Below are 20,897 nucleotides of genomic sequence, written 5' to 3'. Positions count from 1 at the left end.
GCGCTGAGGCTGCAAAGAAAACACGAAAGGAGCCAAAACATTGACCGCGTCATAAACCACGACGCATAACTGAGGGTGGGTCAAATCTCGGTGAAAATACCGGGTCAGCTCTCAGTGACAATCAACAGATCTCTCCAAAGATCAATCTGATCGCCTCATTCGGAACAGTCAGAGCTTCTGGCTCTTCCGGCCCAGCAGAAACCACCAGTGGAGCGAAAAGCGGCTCATCAGCCTCCGGCGCAGGTAGCAACAGCTTTCCTTGCTTGGCCTGTCGACGCCACGCCGATAGCTGGTTCGGAAGGATACCATATCGCTCAGCGACAGCGTTCACCGTTGCACCGACCTCAAGCGTGTCCGCAACCGCCTGTGCCTTTGCGGTATCCGACCAACGGCGGTGACCGGACGCATAAATCTCAACGCCAAGCGATCTGAGAAACGAATTTGTAGCGCACATTGCGAAACGCACTCCCCATCATAAGATGAGTTCGTTCTCGCAGCGCGGATCACACCCTACAACGTGACCCCGGGACACCGCTTACATCTCTCTGGCGGTCAGCCAGTTTCCTAAAGGTGGTTCAGAGGTCGTCGCCATGGCGTTCGCTCAAGCGTCGGCGACGTCGTCGCGATTAACCTAATTTTTAAACGCATTTTCAATTATAAGAAGGGTTTGTTTTCGCAGTACTAACCGCTCCCAACAGCATCACCGCAAGCTAACGCGTACGCCTTTTTTAATTGTTACTCTCTCCCAAAATACAGATATTAAAAATAACAGAAAAGCCGAAAGCCCGGTCAACCTCAACATCACTAAATTTATTTCTAGGGAGTTTCTTGGATAATAGAAACACAGTACGCTCAACGCAGTGCAAGCCCATGCTTTCACCCACAAATTAGATGACTTTGATAACAATTTATGCGTTATCAAAAGCATAAACAGCAGTATTCCCGTCCAAAGAAAAATGCCTCCAAACCCGCCAACTGCGTACCCTTCTCCAAAATACGTATATGCTAGGCCATAGTCAGCATCTGGCCGATAATTGTCAGCTAAATAGTCAGTAAAGCTACTAGGATTCGCACCAAATAGATCAGGAACTACAAGAAGTTGAAATAATGCGTCCAGGCTCTCTAATTTGTCATAGGGCGCCGGGTCATTTACAATTTCAACCACGTAATATGATATCGCATAGCCCTCGAGATCTTCCATTATTGATGAAACGCTAGTTCGCGATATTTTTTCCCAGAGCGGGAAATAGTTCCCTGTTCTAAAGCCTATAGCTATTAGTTTTCCATATATTGCAATGAATGCTACAAAAGTGACTACAGCTATACGAACAGGCGTCAGAAAACGAAAAAACCTTTTGTCGTAAAGCAAGTAAAAAAATGCACTAGCTAATGGCAGAATCAGTGTAGATCTAGTAATAAGAAATACTGACAATAGCACAATAGATAGCAATGATAACATTGCAGATACCTTATCTTTTATAATAAAAGACGATAAAAAAATAACAAAAAGCATGTATTGAAAAACGTTCAGTATCGATACTCTAGATGCGTAGAGATCCTGCTTATTCAAACCTAATGAACCTTTAAAAATAACAAACATAATGATCATTAATATTACAGACGATAGGCTAGCAAACCGAAGAAACGTTATATCAAATCGGGAGTACAATACTTGCGTTAAGCTTTGCCCCTTAGTTGAGATATTTATTATCAGATATCCGAAACAAAATAGTGCACTGACGATTATAACTATATATGATATGTCGATATTGCTGAAATTAACCCAATCCGAATAATTGTTATTTTTTGAATAGAAATGCACTAGCACCCACGAGTGATGATATAGGGCAAATCCAATCATTGCGCCGGAAACGGCGTTGAACCTTCCGAACATTATTAGGAAGCCAACAATCAAACAAGAAACCAAGGCTAGCTCAAACAATGGCTGCTATTCCCCGCTTAACATTCAAACCGCTCCATTAAATCCGGCAAACCTGATCTCCGCTTGGCAGTATCCCCTTAATATCGACAATTGGCCCTCTGCATAGTGCGAAAACATTCTCAGCTCCTTGGTTACGGAACATGTCATGCGCAACGGCTAGTATTAGTCCATCGTATGTTTTGGAGTTAAATTGTTCGACCATTTTTAAACCATATACTGCCTGTGCTTCGGCGGGGTCGGCCCATGGATCGTGAACATCCACGCTGATACCATAGCTCTCTAGCTCCGCGATGATATCGACTACCCGAGTATTGCGCAGGTCCGGACAGTTTTCTTTGAATGTTAGCCCCATAACTAGAACCCTTGCGCCCTTTACTTTGACGTCGTTGCGGATTAGCTCACGCACCAGCTTGGTTGCTACGTAAGCCCCCATCCCATCATTGATGCGGCGCCCGGCCAGAACCACTTCGGGGTGATAACCGATCTCCTGCGCTTTGTGGGTGAGGTAGTAGGGATCGACACCGATACAGTGGCCACCTACCAAACCGGGGCGGAACGGCAGAAAGTTCCACTTGGTACCAGCGGCTTCTAGAACATCGAGCGTATCAATTCCTAGTCGGTCAAATATCAGTGCAAGCTCGTTAACGAGTGCGATATTGACATCCCGCTGTGTATTCTCAATTACCTTGGCGGCTTCTGCAACTCGAATAGAGGGAGCCAGATGTGTACCCGCTGTGATAATGGTTTTATACAGCCCGTCTACAAACGACGCCGCTGCCGGAGTGGAGCCTGCGGTCACCTTACAGATCGTAGGCAGACGGTGAGCTTTATCGCCCGGATTAATGCGTTCAGGTGAGTATCCTACAAAGAAATCTTTGTTAAAGAGCATTCCCGAAACGGCTTCCAGAACGGGCACGCAGTCCTCCTCGGTAGCCCCAGGATAAACGGTGCTTTCATATATAACGACATCGCCTTTCGCCAGGACCTGTCCGACCGTTTCGGAAGCCTTCCGCAAAGGCGTCAAATCTGGTCGCTTGTGACTGTCGATCGGAGTCGGAACAGTTATAATATAAGTATTACATTCCCTTAGCACTTCAATGTTGTTGGTAAATTTTAAGTGCGTAGCGGACGACAGTTCCTCTGAAGTAGTTTCAAGGGTGCGATCATGGTTAGCTTCGAGTTCCCCAATACGGGCCGTATTGATGTCGAACCCCACAGTCGAGATCTTACGCCCGAACTCAACTGCGAGCGGCAACCCCACGTAACCTAATCCAATGACGGCAACCTTCGCAGTCTCAGGTTTCAGCATGATAAAGAAATCCAGTATTAAACGTTGTAATAATTTTTGTACCAAGCGACAAAGGCTTTTACGCCTTCACGCACATCGGTTTCGGGTTTGTAGCCAGTTAGAGATTTCAGTAGATGCGCGTTAGCCCATGTGGCTGGAACATCTCCGGTCTGCATGTCCATAAAGTTACGGACGGCCTTCTGACCTAGCTCTTCTTCGATCGCCTCCACAAAATCCATCAAGCGAACTTTATCAGAGTTTCCGATATTCACAGTACGCCAAGGGGCTACTGGGCTTAAACTATCGCCCGGCGCGATATCTTCTGGAGATTCGGGACGCTCCGGAACAGCATCAATCAGCAGGCGAATGCCCCGTACCAGATCCTCTACATAAGTAAAATCGCGATACATGTCGCCATGATTATAGATATCTATAGGCGTGCCCTCAATGATCCCCTTTGTGAACTTAAACAAGGCCATATCGGGCCGCCCCCAAGGACCGTAAACAGTAAAGAAACGGAACATCGTTGTCGGCAAGTCCCAGAGATGCGCATAGGAATGCGACATCGCTTCATTTGCCTTTTTCGTAGCCGCATAGAAAGTTAATGGAGTATCAACTTTTTGGGTTTCTTCAAAAGGCATCTCCGTATTGGCACCATAAACCGAGCTGGTAGAAGCCATCAACAGGTGCCCCACGCTGATTTCTCGCGCGGCCTCCATAATGTTGAAGGTGCCAATTAGGTTACTTTCCAAGTAGGCTCGCGGATTTTCTAAGCTGTAGCGTACTCCAGCTTGGGCAGCGAGATGGACAATGGCTGTAGGTTTGAAATCGGTGATTAGACGCAGGACAGCGTCGGAATCTTCGAGCCTAACCTCATGGGCTTGGAAATTGGGGTCCTGCAGTAGCATCTGATGTCGTCGCTGCTTTAGGGTAACATCGTAGTAATCGGTCATCGCGTCTAGACCACAAACAATATGCCCTTCTGAAAGAAGCAGCTTTGCTAGATGGAAACCGATGAACCCCGCAGTACCAGAGATAAATACTCGATGCGTGGGGCGTGAACTGTCAGAAGAACTCATATTTATGTGCTGCCCTTAGATTGATATTGTCGGCTTGCTTCTCATCAAGATGAGATCGGCTTCTCACCTAGCGCCTAAAGCCTAGCAAAAACGTAAAACTCGTGACTCAATTCGAAAGGCTTCATTTATGGACATCTCCGTAGTGGGGCGCAGGAAAAAGATCAAGGTGTATGCCAAGCTGGTTAAGCCGTTTGAGGCTTGCACCCGCAGTGCCATCTATGGGAGTGCTTGTTGGGAACTCTGCGATCCATCCACATATTCAACATTTTTCCTAATTTGTTTCGCGCGCGAAACAAATTAGGGTTTGAAGGCTTCGCGGATGCGGTTCACTGCCTCGTCATCTAGCCCAGGACCACTTAGGTGCACTCCTTTGGCATCCCGGATCAGCCATAATCCAGTCGCTACCTCTTCACCCTTTGATTTACTGCATACAACTGCGGGTCGGCCAGGCGCCTTGTTTTTATTCGGATCTAACATTTTAGCTAAAGCGCTTCGGAGTAAAGCAGTTTCGGCCTCTGCACTGTCAGGCTCCACCTCGCGTAGATACTTTTGCAAATAAGTCGAAAAGGTTCTATCCTTTAACTGTGCAGCGAGCTCCAACCCCAATCTCTCGCCGATTGCATTTGGAAATTTCAAATGGGGCCCTAAGGCTTGGACCACGGCCAAAAAGCTTTTAATTTTCGACCGTTTAGCACGGCTGGAAGAACCGAACAGGCGGTTCAGAGCCTGCTTTTCGCTGCTACAGACCCCCTCCTCTACCGCACGCGCGACAATGTGAGCACGCTCAAAATAGCTCAAGCCGACGCGGATTTCGTTTTCTTCAACCATGGCAACATAGGCTGCCTCTGCGGTATCCGGACTTCGGACTAGAGCATGGACCTTGGCAAATGCCTCATCTCCTGTTTCCGCATGGAGTCTCCGTAGTGCAGTAAGGCGCCGAAATCCAGATATTAGTCCATATCGACCTGGCTCAATCTCAGTGACTTCAATAGGAGATTGCTGTCCGCGTGCGCGCAAGGACGCCATAAGACTCTGCATATCATCCTCAGTTATTGATCCTACCAAGCGGTCGCGGACCAAGTGGTCTTCTTCAACGTCTCCTAGCGGCAGTGATTGCACCAATCGACCTTCAAGCCTGGCGGCATGGAATTCAGCGCTGAGTTCGCTTAGCGCAGCAGTAGCTGCGGCAGTTCCTACGACATCCGCAATTGGCGCACGAGCAGCGGGTGACGAATTTACCCCCAATGGATCGCGTGAGGAAGTGGTTTTAGTCTTTGTAGATGCTTCACTGCCTGAGTTGAAAGTTTCAAGGGTAGGAGGAGTTAGACGTTTGCGCTTTGCCATGATCTATCTCTCTTTCGCATTTTGAGCGCTAAGGGTGTGCATAGGGAACACTAGACTAGGTTGTTTGATATTACACAGATTGCGCCGCTAGCTCATCGCGACGCCAAGCCCCAATCAGTAGACGTTTAAAGGATGCATAAGTGGCATCAAAAGTTTGGCGACCCCGCACATAAGTCTCGCGATTGAAGTCACGATAATCAGCCTCATAGATACCATTTACAGTTTCTCCAGCCTGTCCGATCAGTGCTGTAAAATCTTGCCGGTGAGGTGAGAGTGTGGGACCTAGATAGGCTTGCATCAACGCGGCAAGCTCTGCTTGTTGCGCTCCGTCATAGCGGGTCACAACAGCCCGCACGGCATCCCACTCAAAAGCTAACTCATTCCGGCCTAGTGCTCGTGCGGCCATGTTTTCTCCCGCCTCAATGGAAGAGAATGTGGAATGTAGCATATCAAAAAAACGTCCAGTGGAGTCGAACTCCAGAAACGAAGCCCCTAACGGGACCAGCAAGATATCGGCTGCTGCCAAACCATTGATTGTCAGGTACCCTAGAGCCGGTGGGGTGTCGATAAAGACAACATCGTAATCCGCCAGCACACCATCAGCTTCCAGTCTATCGGTTAACGCATCCCAAAGCTTCCAGCCGCGCGCTTGCATGCGCCAAACTGGAATCTGGAACTCGGCCCAATAGAGGTTCAGTTGCGCTCCAATCAAATCGATGTTGGGCCAGTGGGTATGCTGGATCAAATCTCCAGAGGTTATATGAAGTGCTTCAGTTAGGGTGTCATCGATGGGCTGGGGGGCTTCACCTCGAGCGGCGCGCGCTTGGTTATCCGTTTGAGCCTGTATGGCATAATGGCGGGCCAGTAGCGGAAAAACAGTCTGCCACTCATCATTAACTCGTCCACCAAATATAGAAGTCATCGAGCCCTGGCTATCGAGATCAATGATCAATACCTTGTAGCCATCGAGTGCAGCAGACATTGCCAAATGTGCTGCAGTACTAGTTTTGCCGACGCCGCCTTTAAAATTCGCAACTGAGACGATTTTTGCGGGCAAGTTTATAGGGCGGTAGGGGCGGTACTCTTTGGTTTTTGATCCCTCACGGCCAAAGTGAGAACGTAGAGCTAGGACTTCATCCAAAGTAAACCACTTGGCTCCTCCTTCGGTTTCGGACCGGCCTTGCGGTAGATCAGGATGTAACTTCAGCACTCGACGAAAATGAGCAGGTGCTACTGGGATCAGATATTTGGTGATTTCCCAAGTGGAAAACATGCGAAGCTTCTTCCGTCCGGTTTCATCCATGCCGCGTGTAGCAAGATCATTCCGGCCGCGAGCGCAAGCTGATGCAATGGCTTCGAAACCATTCGTGGTAGTCGGTGCACCTAGTTCGGCTAGCGCCTGATCAGGATCAATATTGAAGTAAGGAGGAAGGTTGCCTGTCATTAGAGTACCTAATCATGTTCTACGTTTTTCTTAATATACTACAAAAGATGTAACGTGGAGTAAAAAGCAGCATCTTAGATGTATTTTCTCAGTAGAACTGACTGAAGGATAAGGAACAAGAGGGGTCTATAGGAGTGCTTAAGCGAAAAATCATAGTGTTATAATCTGTTATCTATGTGTTACGCCTATTGATTCTTCTGCGAACTATTTGATTTTAAATGCTTTATATAGTGCATTTTGAGACTAGGCGACTCTGAACCCCCGATAAACCGATTCTAATACCACGATAGGATGACTCTGAACCCCCGAGAGCAACAATGGACAGCTGACCTCGGTAACTTTTAGGGTGGTGTCATTGAAACCACGATTCTCTTTCCGGGAGTTCAGTGACGCTAGACCGGGCAAACCGGCAAAGAGTAGAGGTAGCAGATGACAGCAGCTCAAGGGCTTTTGCCTGATCGACATCCAACCAATGACTTCTTCTTGTGTGATGTGTTCGATGCCATCCCAAAAGATGACTTGGCCACAATGGAGCATCCGGTCTTTTCTTTGGGTACACGTCCTGATCGGCGAATCCTGAACTATGAACACAATGGCACCGAGATTACTGTGGTACCTTCCGTCCGTGGTTTGGCGACGATCCACGACAAAGACATACTGATTTTTTGCATCAGTCAGTTGATGGCGGCCCTTAATGCCGGCCGTACGATCAGTCGGACCGTGACGCTGACAGCGCATGATTTGTTGGTGGCCACCAACCGTGAAACAAGCGGTGATGCCTATCGCCGTTTACGTGATGCTTTTGAGCGGCTTGCTGGAACGCGTATTACCACCAATATGGTTACCGGTGGGCGTGAGGTGACCTCAGGTTTTGGACTGATCGAAAACTGGGAGATTGTGCGACGCGCGCGCGGTGGTCGCATGGTAAGCGTGGCAGTGACCCTCTCGGAGTGGCTTTATCGTGCGGTCCTTAGCAAATCGGTACTTACCCTTAACCGCGACTACTTTCGTCTCCGTAAACCTCTGGAGCGACGGATTTACGAGCTAGCACGTAAACACTGTGGTAGGCAGCCGTCTTGGCGGATCTCGGTTGAGGTGCTGCTGAAGAAATCCGGGTCCGCCTCGCCCCGTCGAGTTTTTCGTAAAATGCTCCGTGACATGATTAAGGCTGACCACTTGCCTGATTATCATATGCAAGAAGAGCCGGGCGACATGATCCGTTTCACCACGCGCCGTATCGTGGATGTGGGTGATGATGCGCCACTGCTTTCCGCTACTGCAATTGAAGAAGCCCGCGTTCTTATGCCCGGGAACGACCCCTATGCGCTGGAAGCCGATTGGCGCGCCTTCTGGATCAAATCGGGTCGTCCGCGTATACGGTCGGCGGACGGGGCTTTTCTCGGATTTGTGCGCAAGCGTGCTGCCCGACGAGAATGAAGGCGCCATAGAGAAAGAGCGCTGACTGAAACCAAAAAGGTTCCTCCATGCAGATTGAAGAGACCGCCCTGCCCGGGGTGTTGATTCTAACCCCATCTCGTCATGTGGATGACCGCGGCTTTTTCAGCGAGAGCTGGAACGCTAGGACCATGGCGGAAGCGGGTCTTAACTATAGCTTTGTACAAGACAACCATTCTCTATCTAAGGCCGCTGGTACCTTGCGCGGTCTGCACTTTCAGACGCCACCCCATGCTCAGGCAAAACTTGTACGCTGCGGACGCGGTGCATTATTCGATGTAGCCGTAGATATCCGACATGGCTCTCCGAGCTTCGGGAAGTGGGTTGGGGTTGAGCTCAGTTTCGACAATGGCCGACAGTTGTTGATCCCTAAAGGTTTCCTACATGGCTTTATAACCCGAGTTCCCATGACCGAGATTATTTATAAATGCACCTATACCTACGCTCCTGAGTGCGATGCGGTGGTCCGGTGGGATGATCCCGACATAGGTATCGATTGGGGCCTCAAGGGTCAGTCGCCGCTTCTATCAGAAAAGGATGCTAAGGCCCCTTCCCTAGCCGCTATGGGACAGCATTTTACCTGGGAGAAGACATAATGAAAATTCTTGTTACCGGCGGAGCTGGTTTTATTGGCTCCGCTGTGGTGCGCTTAGCTATAGCCCAAGGGCATGAGGTGGTGAATGTTGATGCTCTGACTTATGCCGCTTGTCTTGACAGTCTGACTGAGGTTGCCGCCCTGCCCGGCTATGTCTTCGAGCACACCGACATTCGCGATGCCGAAGCTCTGACCCGGATATTTTCTGATCACGCCCCTGACGCGGTGCTTCATCTGGCCGCCGAAAGCCATGTAGACCGTTCAATCGATAGCCCCGGAGCTTTCATCGATACCAATGTGACCGGGACCTACACCTTGTTGCAGGTTGCTCGAGCGAATTGGGAAACGCGTGGCCGCTGCGAAGCCTTCCGCTTTCATCACGTCTCTACCGACGAAGTTTTTGGCTCGCTCGGACCCAGGGGCCTCTTCACCGAAGAGACGCCCTATGCGCCTAATAGTCCCTATTCCGCCTCTAAGGCGGCCTCAGATCACCTTGTTCGCGCGTGGGGGCAGACCTATGGGTTGCCAGTGTTGATGACCAATTGCTCGAATAACTACGGTCCCTATCACTTCCCAGAAAAGCTAATCCCATTAGTCATCCTCAATGCCCTCGCCGGCCAATCAATACCGATCTATGGGGACGGCGAGAACGTACGGGACTGGCTTTACGTCGAAGACCATGCGGAGGCGCTGTTAACAGTGCTGACTAATGGCAAGATTGGACGCAGCTACAACATAGGTGGCAATGCCGAGGCGCGTAACATTGAGTTGGTGCAAACAATCTGCGGACTACTAGATGAACTGCGGCCCGCAGAACGGCCCTATAATCGCCTAATTACTTTTGTTGAAGACCGCCCAGGTCATGACGCGCGATATGCTGTCGACGCTAGCCGCATTCGTGATGAGTTGGGCTGGCAGCCGTCGGTGACGCTGAAGGAGGGGCTGCGGCGTACGGTGAACTGGTATCTCGACAACCCTGAATGGTGGCAGGCGTTGCAAGGGCACCAGGGGGTCGGGCAACGGCTGGGTCGCGCATGAGGCTTTTGGTTTTCGGGCGCAGTGGGCAAGTCGGCACCGCTTTGAGGAAGATCGTGCAGAACGCCTACTTTCTTGATCGTGAGCAGGCCGACCTGTCAGAGCCTACCGCATGTGCGTCAGCGATCCATACCGCCCGACCTTCCGCCGTCATTAACGCGGCAGCTTTTACAGCCGTGGACCGCGCTGAAGAGGAAGAAGCTCTAGCTCACATCGTCAATAGCGCCGCTCCTGGGGCCATGGCGCGTGCCTGTGCGGATTTGGATATACCCTTCCTGCATGTTTCTACTGATTATGTCTTTGATGGCAGCGGGCAACGGCCTTGGCAACCAGAAGACAAGACTTCCCCGCTCAATGCCTATGGACGCAGTAAGGCCGCGGGCGAAGCAAAGGTCAGGGCGGCCGGAGGCCATCATGCGATATTGCGGACATCGTGGGTCTTCTCGGCGACTGGTAGAAATTTCGTCACTAACATGCTGCGCCTTAGTGAAACTCGGGATGCGCTTAACGTAGTTGACGACCAGATCGGTGGACCGACCCCAGCCTTGGCGATTGCCGAAACCCTATTGCAAATGGTCGGAGTAATGAGGACAGGGCAGGGGGGCGGCACGTATCATTACGCAGGAGCGCCTGTAACTTCGTGGAAATGTTTCGCGCGCGAAACATTTGCCGCAGCCCAACGCCGGGTCGCTGTGACTGGAATTCCTACTAAAGACTATCCGACACCGGCACTGAGGCCGCTTAACTCGAGACTTAATTGTACTGCCTTAGAGGCTGATTTTGGCATTACACCCCCAGATTGGCGCCCCGCACTGAATGGCGTTGTGGAGGAACTGACATGAGCGCACGTAAGGGTATCTTGTTGGCCGGAGGTTCTGGCACTCGGCTTTATCCAATCACTTTGGGAGTTTCGAAACAACTGCTGCCGATCTACGACAAGCCAATGATCTATTACCCGTTATCGGTTCTAATGCTGGCAGGAATACGGGATATCGCTGTTGTTACTACCCCTCAGGACGCCGAACAGTTCAAGCGTAGCCTTGGGGATGGTGCGCAGTGGGGGCTAAGTCTCACATATATTGAACAGCCAAGCCCTGATGGGCTGGCGCAGGCTTATATTCTGTCAGAGAACTTTCTCGATGGTGCACCATCTGCAATGGTTCTAGGTGACAATATCTTTTTTGGGCATGGGTTGCCCGAAGCACTGGCAGCTGCTGATGCATCGTCTATTGGAGGGACGGTTTTTGGCTATAGAGTGGCTGATCCAGAGCGCTATGGGGTGGTAGATTTTGCGCCTGACGGGAAGGTAAGAGCCATCGTAGAGAAACCCGCCGTTCCACCCTCTCACTATGCAGTAACCGGGCTCTACTTCCTTGATGGCTCAGCGCCTGAACGTGCCCGCACCGTGACTCCCTCGGCGCGTGGCGAGTTAGAGATTACATCACTTCTGGAGATGTATCTGACTGAAGATGCCCTAGCGGTACAGCAGATGGGTCGTGGGTTTGCTTGGCTCGACACTGGGACCCATGCCAGTCTGCTCGACGCTGGCAACTTCGTTCGCACCCTCTCGGAACGGCAAGGGCTACAGGTGGGGAGCCCCGAGGAAATCGCTTTCTATAAAGGCTGGATTGGCCGGGGAGAGTTGCGCCATCGAGCTGAGAGCTTTGCTCATAACAAATATGGCGACTATCTATTGGGGCTGCTGAAATAGCGGTTAGACAACATTCCGGTTAAGAAGACGAATATCCTGCTCTCGAATGGCCCAAGAGATCTGGTCTTAGAAGAGTAATTTGCAAGCAGAGGCCGGGCAGGGGGCATTAAAGCTATCAATAGCGCAAATGTGGCGAGGTTTAAGCCTCCGGTGGCAAATGGAAAGGTACCGCTTATGTGCAACGTATGTGAAACGCTCAAAAGATTGCAAAAACGTCAGTTCGCAGGGGAAGAATCGTATGAGTAGTGTTCTGGTCACTGGCGGGGCAGGCTATATAGGATCGCATGCTTGTAAGGCTTTGAAAGCGGCGGGGCACACTCCCGTTACTTTCGACAATCTCGTGACGGGCTGGCGCGACGCGGTGAAATTTGGCCCTTTCGAGGAAGGTGATCTGATGGATCGCGCGCGGCTAGATGAAGTCTTTGCGAAACATCAGCCTATCGCAGTAATGCATTTCGCCGCTCTCAGCCAAGTGGGTGAGAGCATGGCAAAGCCGGGACTTTATTGGCGCAATAACGTCAACGGGTCCTTGACGCTGATCGAGGCGGCGGTCGCGGCGGACTGCAAACAGTTCGTCTTCTCGTCGACCTGTGCGACCTATGGGGATCAAGATAACGTCGTGCTGGATGAAAACAGCGCGCAGTATCCGATCAACGCTTACGGCGCATCAAAACGCGCGATTGAGGATATTCTGCGCGATTTCGAAGCCGCCCACGGGCTGCAACATGTCATCTTCCGCTATTTCAACGTGGCGGGCGCGGATCCCGAAGGCGAGGTGGGCGAGTTCCATCAGCCGGAAACGCATCTGATCCCGCTGATGCTAGACGCGATTGCCGAAAAACGCGCGGCATTGACAGTATTTGGGGATGACTATGACACGCCGGACGGCACCTGCATTCGTGACTATGTGCATGTCTGCGATCTGGTCGATGCCCATGTTTTGGGTCTGAAATGGCTTCAGGATGACAGGGGCAGCCGCGTCTTTAACCTTGGCACCGGCAGCGGATTTTCGGTACGCGAAGTGCTCGACCATAGCCGTGCTGTGACCAACCAAACGGTGCCACATGAGATCGGAGCGCGCCGTCCGGGGGATTGTACCAAGCTCGTGTCAGGCTCATCTCGCGCGGTGGAGGAGTTGGGTTGGGCGCCCAAGCGCTCAACTTTGGACAAGATGATTGCTGACGCTTGGAGATGGCATCAGACTGGTACTTACAACGCTTAAATTAGTTGTGCTTCCACTCCTCGGTCCGGGCCGTCAGGTGTAGAACTCGTACCTCTTCCAGTCTAAGAAATTTAAGGGGGCACTCTATCCATACACTAGGAGGCTTTTAGGAAGTGACCTGCCCCCCATTGGTCCCTCACTCATAACGAGAGTTTGCAGGTTTGTTGCCCTGCTCCCCAACGTTGGACCACCGGAAGCTGGATTTTCCCGGCCGTTTCACGATGACGGGCTGGTGACGCCATCGGGATAATGCATGGCGATCGGGACGTTGTATCCGATCGCGCTGTGGGGACGATCCTCGTTGTACAACTTTGCTTCATTACGCCCATCTTTCTATGTTGTTGAAGGGAATAGGTTTTGTTGATCCTGATGTGGTACCGTGGGGTGTTTTGAGCTATGCCGCGCCCGTTTGTTTAGCTTTTGTGCTGCCGGTTTTAATAGTTCTGTTCGCTCGAAGACCCACGGCCCGTCAGCGAGCGGGTGTTCAGCTTTGATTTCGCCTGCTTCAGCTGCCAACCGCAATGTTTTTGGTGCCACCCCGAGAAGCTTGGCTGCGCTGGAGAGGTTGAGCCAGGGGTTGTGATCATCGGGTTCGGGTTTGAATACGGGAATCTTTCGGTATGAACGGTAAGGCTGTCACCCGTTCCTTGGTCCAGCGATTGCCGTTTCCGGTGGCGAGACCGTTCCTGTTTAGGAACCCGGCGATGACATCATCGCTGACGATCTGGGCAAGCTGGCGAACGGCTTCGACAATATCAGGTGATGTTGCGTTGCGCTGTCCGCGCCGACGCTTTGGCAGGCGGATTTCTGTATGGGCACCTCCGGCCCAATGAACCAGAAGAACGATCTCGGATGTTTCGTTATCAAGATCTGCCACTACTTCACGGACCACCGTGCGGACGATCCGCTTCTTGAGTTTTGCATCCGTGCCCGGTGCGCACCAGATGTGTTCAAGGTTGGCCCCGAGGGCTGCCAGATCTTCCACCGGTAGCGTCGTCTCGTTCGGGCTGACCGCATCGTGGTGCGCGAGCTTCTGCTCGACCTCTCGAACTCGCTGAAGCGCTCGGTTCCAGCGGGATTCCAGTTCAGCAGTCACCAAACGGTTTTCGGGGTCCGACGCATCATACTGTCGGAATGCTCGGTCAGTCGCGTATTGAGCAGCCTCCAAATCACGACAGAGCGCATCGCGAACCTGATCCCGTTGTCGCACGGCTTGCCGGGCGGCAGCCTCTGCCGCGTTGATGGCGCCGGGGCTGACCACCTGCAAGAGCGATTGTTCAATGGCATCATCAACCCGCAATCCGCTAAAAGCGATGCAGCGCGCCTCGCCGTTGTCCAAAAGGCCACGCCAGCAGGAGTAACGCGGGATATCATGCTTTTTGCCAGTGTAGCGAACCGTCAGCTTACGCCCACAGCGTCGACAGCGCAGAAGTCCCGCCAGAAGGGCCGAACCATGCTTGGCTGCGCCGTGATGTCGGCTCTGAGGGACGTTATCGCTGATCATCTTGCGGATTGCCTCTGCCCTTTCCCAACTTACGTAGCCTTCGTGTGCGCCCGGCTTCAATGCCAGCCATTCATCGCGATCCTTCCTGCGAGTAATCGACGCCCCGAACCCCGCCGATGTTCGGGTCTTGCCGTAGGCATAGGCTCCGCCATAGGCCGGATTGACGATCATACGATGGATGGTGGCGTATGTTGGCCGCTTCCAAACAACGTCACCCTGCTTGCGCAGGGTGGGCAATTCAAGGTCATGTTCAAGGAACCACATGAGGGCCTGCCGCGCGCTTCCTAACTCGACGACCTTATCGAAGACCAGACTTATGGCATCTTGCACGCGGCGATCCGGATCTTTCTCGAGCCGGTCGGCGACCTTCACGAAACCGACGGGAGCGGCGACGATAAGCTCGCCGCGCCGTGCCTTCTCGTGGCGTGCCGCGAGGGATCGTTGCCTGAGGAGATCAAGTTCGTATTCGTTCAGGCTACCCTTCAAGCCCAGCAGCAGGCGGTCGTTGCCATCGCGTGGCGCATATACTGCCTCTTGATCGATCAATACCGTATCAACGACCCGGCACATTTCTACGAGTTGCTGCCAGTCTCTACTGTTGCGTGCAAAGCGGGATACCTCCCGCGCGGCCACCGCGCCGACCTTTCCCAGACAAATGTCTGCAATCATCCGGTCAAAGCCTGCCCGCGTTACCCCGCCGGCGGCAGACCGACCAAGGTCGTCATCCACGATCTCGATCCTGCTCCAACCCAAATCCGACAGCCGCTCCCGCATTGCATATTGCAGTGTGCTGCTTTCTCGGTTGTGCAGGACCTGATGGGCCGATGACTGGCGGACGTAGAGGATCGCCTTGCGCTCCAAGTGCTGCGTACCGATTTTGTCATGCTTCATGGTTGCTCTCCCTGTCCGCCGTGCCCGCATGTTCCATCATCAGGCGTGTCATCAATCGCGTCAGCGCTTGCCGCGTCTCGTCGGGCAGGCTCTGCCAAGGCGGGATCGGTGTCGCAGTTCTGGATCGGGTCCCAGGGAATAGCTCGAGTTGCGTCGTCGTCATTTTGCGCGGCATTGGCCGACCTCCGAATCGTGGGCTCAGAGTCCAATGCTGCGTCAGTAGTTGAGGAGGAGTCGGATTTATTGAACGAGGTACAGTCGGCATCGCGGATTAGGTCTGCAAGGGCCGCCAGCGCATATAGGCCCACATTTGCCGTATCGGCCTCGTGACAGGAGGCACAAGCGACCCGATCAAACATCCATACGGGGACTTCCAGAAATCGGTCCGACCGGCCGCCAGTAAGATTGCACCGAAACACTGCATCACCAGGCTTATCGATCTCGTGATGGGTATAGACCGACTGGCCAAACCAAGGATGCCATCGATAAAGAACCTCCCGGCACTCGATAACGTGGGTGTTCTGGCGTGCTGTTGTAGTGTCGACGCCAACCTTCCAACTTTTCACGGGCGTCGGCAAGGCTCATGAACCAGTGTGCGTTCAAGCACTCCGATCGAAGCTTGCTGTTGAAGGCTTCGATGAACCCATTGTCCGTCGGCTTACCTGGCCGTGAGAAGTCCAGCGTGACGTCGTTGGCATATGCCCAGAGATCGAGATCCCGAGAGATAAATTCGCTGCCATTATCGACACGAATGGTGTTCGGATAGCCGATCCTGCCGCAGACTTCTTCAAGCCTTTGAACCACGTCCTCGCCGCGGTAGCTGAACCGCGGATCCACGACCGGGCAGAACCGAGAATGCGTGTCGACCACGGTCAGGATCCTCAGCTTTTTGCCCATCGCGAGCTGATCATGGACGAAGTCCATCGCCCAAACGTCATTCGGCCCGGTTGCTTCTTCTCGATCGTCACGCAGCTTGGCTTTCACACGCCGTTTCGGGTGCTTGTTTCGCAACTGCAGACCCAACTCATTGTAAATTCTGCGTGTCTTCTTGATGTTGATGGTCCAGCCCTCCCGGCGCAGCAGAACATGGACGCGCCGGTAGCCGTACCTGACGCGTGTCTCGCAGATCTCCTTAATCCGCCTCTCAACAGCAGCCTGATCCGTCCGCCGGGACTTATAGTGGTAGCTGGACGTGTCGAAACAGATGGCCCCACAAGCCCTCCGTATCGACACGCCCCAGTCGACGCACATCCCGGTGACGAGTTCGCGCAAACGGCCAGGCTTCAGAGCTTTCGCCGTATGACATCCTGCAACATCTCACGGTCGAGCGTCAGGTCTGCAACGATCTTCTTCAGCCGCGTGTTCTCGTCCTCGAGCGCCTTCAGTCGACGCATCTCGTCCGGCAGCAGGCCGCCATACTTTTTCTTCCAGTTAAAGTAGGTCGCCTGACTGATACCGGCCTTGCGGCAAATCTCGGCGACTGGCGTACCTTGCTCGCCCTGCTTCAGGATAAACGCCTTCTGCGCTTCCGTGAACTTTGATGCTTTCATGTGTTTCCGCTCCTCTCCCAGCCTGGAAAGAATAGCCGAAAACTCCAAATTCAGACGGTCCAGTTTTCAGGGGGCAGAGCATCAGGGCCCGTGGATATGGCGACGGCGGCAATCAAGTCTATTGCGCCCAAGATGGGGTGCGGACCCGATACGCTGCGTGCGCGGGTTCAACTAGCAGACATCGACGGCAGCCAAAAGTTTCTAATAAACGAAATGAAGAATCGAAAGGGCTTATCCTTTGGCGCCTGGCCCCCGAGCATAGACATCCTCATAGCGGATAATGTCGTCTTCTCCCAGATAGCTGCCAGTTTGGACCTCGATCAGCATCATTGGCACCTTACCAGGGTTTTCCAGTCGATGAGTGGTGCCAAGAGGGATGTAGACGGATTCGTTTTCACTCACAAGTTTGACTTTCTTACCGATGGTCACCTGAGCGGTACCCACAACTACAATCCAGTGTTCGGCCCGGTGGTGGTGGCTTTGTAAACTGAGCGCAGCCCCGGGTTGGACTACGATGCGTTTGACTTGAAAGCGTGATCCAGTAGCGAGACTTTCAAACCACCCCCATGGGCGATAATCTCGGGGCAGGGTATCGGCTTGTGTTGTCCCTTTTGCCTTAAGTGCGGCGACAGCTTTTTTTACATCTTGAGCACGATCCTTGTGGGCTACCAATACAGCGTCGGGCATGGCAACCGCGATGATGTCACGCAGGCCGATACCCACCAATTGCTGCTGAGAGTCTTCAGCACGCAGCAAAGTATTCTGGCATTCGATTGCGGTGGCTGTTTCGGACACTACGACACCGGTCTCATCTGGCCCGGCCTCGCGCCAAACAGCATCCCAACCGCCTAGGTCTGACCAAGCTCCGCTATAGGGCATGACACTCAGGTTATCGGCCTTTTCCATTACCGCATAGTCGATGGATATATCATCGATCTTTTCCCAAGGTTCAGGAGCTAGTCTGGTGAAACTCAAATCCAGCTCTGCCTGTTCGAGAGCGGAGCGTACTTGACTCAGCATTCTAGGTGCGTGAGCTTCGAAAGCAGCGATAATAGTCTTGACTGAGAACAAGAAAATGCCAGCATTCCAGAGGTGCTGACCTCCAGCAAGCATTGCTTTGGCGGTGGCCATATCAGGCTTTTCAACAAAACGTTTCAGCGGCTGCGGTACATGGGTAAAGTCTACATCTGACGGCGTGCTCATTTCTAGCCAACCATAACCTGTCTCGGGCCGATCGGGTCGAATACCAAAAGTCACTAGCTGTCCACTTAGTGCTACTGGAGTCGCCATCTTCACAGCTGCGCGGAAAGCCGCTGCATCTGGGATCACATGATCAGAGGGGGCCACCAGCATAAGAGCTTCGGGGGCATGCCTCGCTAGAGTTAATGCGGCGGCAAGGATGGCCGGCGCAGTGTTGCGCCCCTCTGGTTCAATCAAGATGCTGGCTGGCGCAATTTTTACTGCGGCAAGCTGTTCGGTTACAATGAAGCGGAAGTCCGCGCCGGTCAGGACCATTGGTGCGGCAAAACCATCGCCAGTAACTCGAAGCGCTGAAGCTTGAAGCAGGCTTTGCTGCCCCATCAGCTTTGCAAATTGCTTTGGGTAGCTTTTACGTGACAGCGGCCAAAGCCGGGTTCCGGACCCGCCGGCAAGAAGAACAGGATGAACGACTTGAGACATTAAATAGCCTTTCGTTCTTAGTTATCATGATAAGCTGAGTAAGCACCATAGCTGTTGCCATAGCCATACTTCTTCATACCTTGAGGGCTGATCTGGCCTAGTACTAGGCCAGTTACTTGTAGATTAACGCTTTCAAACGACTTGAGCCCTTCACGTACCATCCTATGAGGCGTGCTATCCCATTTTACGGTGTAGAGGATTCTATCGACCAAAGGCCCAATCACGCGCGCATCGGGCACAGCCAGTACAGGTGGCGTATCGATGATGATATGGTCGTATTTGCTACGTAAGTCATTAAGGAAAAATCGGAATTTTTCCGAGGAAAATACATCGGCTGCATTGATTGAAGACTTGTCTCCTACCAGCAGATCCGCATTCAAGGTTGGCTCATGCACGACAACGTTCTCAAACGTTTCTTCACCGGTTAGCACCGACACTAGGCCTTTTTTTCCTTGAATGTGAAAATACTCTGCGAAAACGCGGCGGCGAATATCACCCTCAATCAGCAACACTTTCTTTCCCATACCGGACAGGTTCTGCGTCAGTGCTAGCGACTGCGTAGTTTTGCCTTCGCCCGGTACCGAGGATGTAGACATAATAATCTGTGCAGGGTTGTCGAGATCAGACATCAGGATTGAGGTGCGCAGGTTACGGATTGCTTCAGCAGCAGCAGAATTGGGTTTGTCCGTAAGATACTTCAAAACGTTACTGCGACGTCGCGCGGGTATGGCAGGGATCTGTCCCAGCACTGTGTGGCCGGTGCGCGCTTCCAAATCCTCAGGTGTACGGAAGGTCGTTTGGGAAAACTCTTTGCCCAAAACAAGCGCGGTCCCGGCCATGCCACCTAACATCAATGACAGCACAAGGATAATTGATTTGCGTGGCGCTGACGGGTTCTGTGGGACTACAGCGCGCGACAATATGCGGCTATCGGGTTGCTGTATACCTTGTTGTACACTGGTTTCTTTCAGACGACCAAGGAAGTGTTCATAGATCAGACGACTTGCTTCGGCTTCGCGCTGCAACTGCTGTAACGTCACCAACTCTGAAGATTGCGCTTCGATTTGACGTTCGGTTCGCTCAATAGACTGCCGTAAGGTATCTGCCTGAGTAGATGCTCGGGCACTTTCTAGTATGGCGCGGTCTAAGATTTGATCAAAAAGAGAATTAAAATCTGAACGGGTGGCAGTACCGTTTTCGACCCGCGAGGCTAGAGCTTCCAGCCCCCGATCATTGGCTGCTTCAGCCATCTGGACCATACTGCCGGAAGCTGCAGCAGCCTGCATAGATTCAATTTTTTGGGTGTGCGTTTCAGCCGTTTCAGTGGTGTCTGCTAAGCGATCACGCAGCTCTTTTAACTGCAAATTCAATACTGTTAGAGCTTCAGGACTAACCAGCTTAGTGCTGCTGCTGAATTCCTTAAGTTCAGCTTCAGCATTTTCTAGTTCGATCTGCAACTGGCTGACACGATCAGTCAACCATTCACTAGCTTGTTTAGTTTTCTCAAACTTTATCTCGATTTGGTCGCGGATATAAAGCTCTGCCCATGTATTGGCGATTAGGGCAGCTTTGGATGAGCTTTCAGCATCTACTGTGATCCGAAAAACATAGCTTTGGCGAATGTTTGAGACAGAGACCGACTGTAGGAGTTTATCAATTACAGCATCAAGTACTTCACGTTCCGTAGAGGGCGCTTCTGCTGTCTCGGGGACATTAAAAAAGCCCCTTATAATAGAGATTATGTTACTGATTGAGAAGGCTGGTTCCGGTAGCAGCCCTTTGTTGAACTCAGGGTCTGAGAGTAAGTCTAACTCAAGCACTACTTGTTCGGCCAGTTCGCGCGACCGGATGACTTCGACTTCAGTATTGATTGAAGATTGGTCTCCACCCAGTCCGCCGACAACACTTTCAATATCGATCGTCTGTTTTTGCTGGGTTTCGAGGGCGACGAGTGAGCTAGCTGTGTAAATAGGCGTTGCTACGAAAAATGCATACCAGAACCCAAGTAGTAGCGCGGCGCTTGCACAGAGCCCGATCCAAAACTTGCCACGCCAAACAGTGCGCAAAATTTCGGCTAGGTCAATCTCATCGCTGGTAGCTTGCACCCCAACCGGTTGGTTCATCGGTTCTAAAACCGCTCTATTTTTCATGAAATGC

The 20,897-nt window shown here is 52.2% G+C and carries 15 protein-coding genes and 1 pseudogene; 6 read left to right on the top strand and 10 right to left on the bottom strand.

Going from position 1 to position 20,897, the window contains the following annotated elements; translation table 11 throughout:
* Positions 1 to 121: 121 nt before the first annotated feature.
* From HKX24_RS16690 to HKX24_RS16665, 6 genes are all read right to left on the bottom strand, one after another.
* Positions 122 to 454, bottom strand: coding sequence for a transposase (locus tag HKX24_RS16690; RefSeq protein ID WP_276154149.1), 333 nt, complete (start codon positions 452 to 454; stop codon positions 122 to 124).
* 246 nt (positions 455 to 700) lie between these two features.
* On the bottom strand, positions 701 to 1,600 hold the full coding sequence (locus HKX24_RS16685) for an oligosaccharide repeat unit polymerase (RefSeq protein ID WP_276154148.1): 900 nt from the start codon (positions 1,598 to 1,600) through the stop codon (positions 701 to 703).
* A gap of 379 nt (positions 1,601 to 1,979) precedes the next feature.
* A complete protein-coding gene (tviB, locus tag HKX24_RS16680; protein ID WP_276154147.1) occupies positions 1,980 to 3,251 on the bottom strand; it encodes a Vi polysaccharide biosynthesis UDP-N-acetylglucosamine C-6 dehydrogenase TviB in 1,272 nt (423 codons plus the stop codon).
* A gap of 17 nt (positions 3,252 to 3,268) precedes the next feature.
* The gene (locus HKX24_RS16675; protein WP_276154146.1) at positions 3,269 to 4,309 is read right to left on the bottom strand and encodes a GDP-mannose 4,6-dehydratase; all 1,041 of its coding nucleotides are present in this window, start codon (positions 4,307 to 4,309) and stop codon (positions 3,269 to 3,271) included.
* Positions 4,310 to 4,606: 297 nt separating this feature from the next.
* Complete coding sequence (locus HKX24_RS16670; RefSeq protein WP_276154145.1) at positions 4,607 to 5,653, bottom strand: ParB N-terminal domain-containing protein; 1,047 nt, start codon at positions 5,651 to 5,653, stop codon at positions 4,607 to 4,609.
* Between the two features lie 70 nt (positions 5,654 to 5,723).
* Positions 5,724 to 7,097 carry an AAA family ATPase gene (locus HKX24_RS16665; RefSeq protein WP_276154144.1) on the bottom strand — a complete coding sequence of 458 codons (1,374 nt, stop codon included), beginning with the start codon at positions 7,095 to 7,097 and terminating at the stop codon, positions 5,724 to 5,726.
* 429 nt (positions 7,098 to 7,526) lie between these two features.
* Here HKX24_RS16665 and HKX24_RS16660 point away from each other — a divergent pair, with 429 nt between their 5' ends.
* The 6 genes from HKX24_RS16660 to galE all read left to right on the top strand — a co-directional run bounded on the left by HKX24_RS16660 (position 7,527) and on the right by galE (position 13,115).
* Positions 7,527 to 8,534 carry a replication initiator protein A gene (locus tag HKX24_RS16660; RefSeq protein ID WP_276154143.1) on the top strand — a complete coding sequence of 336 codons (1,008 nt, stop codon included), beginning with the start codon at positions 7,527 to 7,529 and terminating at the stop codon, positions 8,532 to 8,534.
* Positions 8,535 to 8,581: 47 nt separating this feature from the next.
* On the top strand, positions 8,582 to 9,148 hold the full coding sequence (rfbC, locus tag HKX24_RS16655; RefSeq protein ID WP_276154142.1) for a dTDP-4-dehydrorhamnose 3,5-epimerase: 567 nt from the start codon (positions 8,582 to 8,584) through the stop codon (positions 9,146 to 9,148).
* Positions 9,148 to 10,185, top strand: coding sequence for a dTDP-glucose 4,6-dehydratase (gene rfbB, locus HKX24_RS16650; protein WP_276154141.1), 1,038 nt, complete (start codon positions 9,148 to 9,150; stop codon positions 10,183 to 10,185). Before rfbC ends, rfbB begins: the two co-directional genes overlap by 1 nt.
* On the top strand, positions 10,182 to 11,024 hold the full coding sequence (gene rfbD / locus HKX24_RS16645; protein WP_276154140.1) for a dTDP-4-dehydrorhamnose reductase: 843 nt from the start codon (positions 10,182 to 10,184) through the stop codon (positions 11,022 to 11,024). Before rfbB ends, rfbD begins: the two co-directional genes overlap by 4 nt.
* Complete coding sequence (gene rfbA, locus HKX24_RS16640) at positions 11,021 to 11,893, top strand: glucose-1-phosphate thymidylyltransferase RfbA (protein ID WP_276154139.1); 873 nt, start codon at positions 11,021 to 11,023, stop codon at positions 11,891 to 11,893. Before rfbD ends, rfbA begins: the two co-directional genes overlap by 4 nt.
* 238 nt (positions 11,894 to 12,131) lie before the next feature.
* Positions 12,132 to 13,115 (top strand): UDP-glucose 4-epimerase GalE, encoded by a 984-nt coding sequence (gene galE, locus HKX24_RS16635; RefSeq protein WP_276154138.1) that lies wholly within the window; start codon positions 12,132 to 12,134, stop codon positions 13,113 to 13,115.
* Between the two features lie 583 nt (positions 13,116 to 13,698).
* On the opposite strand, the gene HKX24_RS16630 is transcribed toward galE, so the two are convergent.
* From HKX24_RS16630 to HKX24_RS16615, 4 genes and pseudogenes are all read right to left on the bottom strand, one after another.
* Positions 13,699 to 15,510 (bottom strand): recombinase family protein, encoded by a 1,812-nt coding sequence (locus HKX24_RS16630; protein WP_276154137.1) that lies wholly within the window; start codon positions 15,508 to 15,510, stop codon positions 13,699 to 13,701.
* A 531-nt stretch (positions 15,511 to 16,041) separates the two neighbouring features.
* Positions 16,042 to 17,060 (bottom strand): annotated as a pseudogene (locus HKX24_RS16625) (IS3 family transposase); the annotation flags it as partial.
* Positions 17,061 to 17,291: 231 nt separating this feature from the next.
* Positions 17,292 to 18,740 (bottom strand): mannose-1-phosphate guanylyltransferase/mannose-6-phosphate isomerase, encoded by a 1,449-nt coding sequence (locus tag HKX24_RS16620; protein ID WP_276154136.1) that lies wholly within the window; start codon positions 18,738 to 18,740, stop codon positions 17,292 to 17,294.
* Between the two features lie 17 nt (positions 18,741 to 18,757).
* Positions 18,758 to 20,890, bottom strand: a complete 2,133-nt coding sequence (locus HKX24_RS16615; RefSeq protein ID WP_276154135.1) for a Wzz/FepE/Etk N-terminal domain-containing protein — start codon at positions 20,888 to 20,890, stop codon at positions 18,758 to 18,760.
* Positions 20,891 to 20,897 lie beyond the last annotated feature (7 nt).

Origin of the sequence: Sulfitobacter sp. M85 (assembly GCF_029285915.1) — a bacterium.
GTDB lineage: Bacteria > Pseudomonadota > Alphaproteobacteria > Rhodobacterales > Rhodobacteraceae > Sulfitobacter > Sulfitobacter faviae.
This window is presented reverse-complemented; position numbering and strand designations above follow the sequence as displayed.